The sequence below is a fragment of the Bacillus sp. C28GYM-DRY-1 genome (assembly GCF_030519405.1).
In the GTDB taxonomy this organism is placed as follows: domain Bacteria; phylum Bacillota; class Bacilli; order Bacillales; family Bacillaceae; genus Bacillus; species Bacillus spizizenii_A.
Genome location: NZ_JAUMKF010000049.1, coordinates 1 through 663 on the forward strand (window position 1 = coordinate 1; position 663 = coordinate 663).

Annotated in this window: 1 pseudogene; it reads left to right on the forward strand. The window is 39.2% G+C overall.

The features are described 5' to 3' along the window. Positions 1-94: 94 nt before the first annotated feature. Positions 95-663, forward strand: a pseudogene (locus tag Q3W56_RS20545) (IS3 family transposase); the annotation flags it as partial.

Below are 663 nucleotides of genomic sequence, written 5' to 3' on the forward strand. Positions count from 1 at the left end.
GGGACTGACCCCATAAGATGAGACAAAAAAAAACACCTTCAAGTTTGAAAAAGGATGATTGTTATCCGAAATTAGACTTGGAGGTGTTTTTTCTATGAGGACAAGAGTGAGTTATTCGGTTGAAGTGAAACAGAAGGCTGTAGAAATGAGATTGGCAGGCGTGCCTATGAAAGAGATCATGGAGAAATTGAATATTAAGAATAAGACACAGGTTCAGACATGGGTTAGATGGCATAAAGCTGGGGATACACATCGATTCGAACAGCCTGTTGGAAAGCAATACACTTATGGAAAAGGTCCGGAGTATTCTTCTGAATTAGAGAAACTGCAGGCAGAAAATCGTTATTTGCGACAACAGAATGAAGTGTTAAAAAAGTACAACGAATTGGAAAGGAAGTTGATAGCGAAACGTCAGTCGAACTTATAGAAGTATTGCACAACACAATGACCGTGCAGGATATCTGTATTCATTTAGGTATCTCTCGAGCGTCTTATTATCGTTGGAAGAAGAATCTGACGAAAGATCATTCCAAGCGCCATTTGGAAAAACAAATCGGCACGTTGTGCCGAGAGCACAAGTATCGGTATGGATATCGAAAAATCACAGCCATACTAAAAAAGAGAATGCGTATTAACCATAAAACTGTTCAACGTATTATGCAG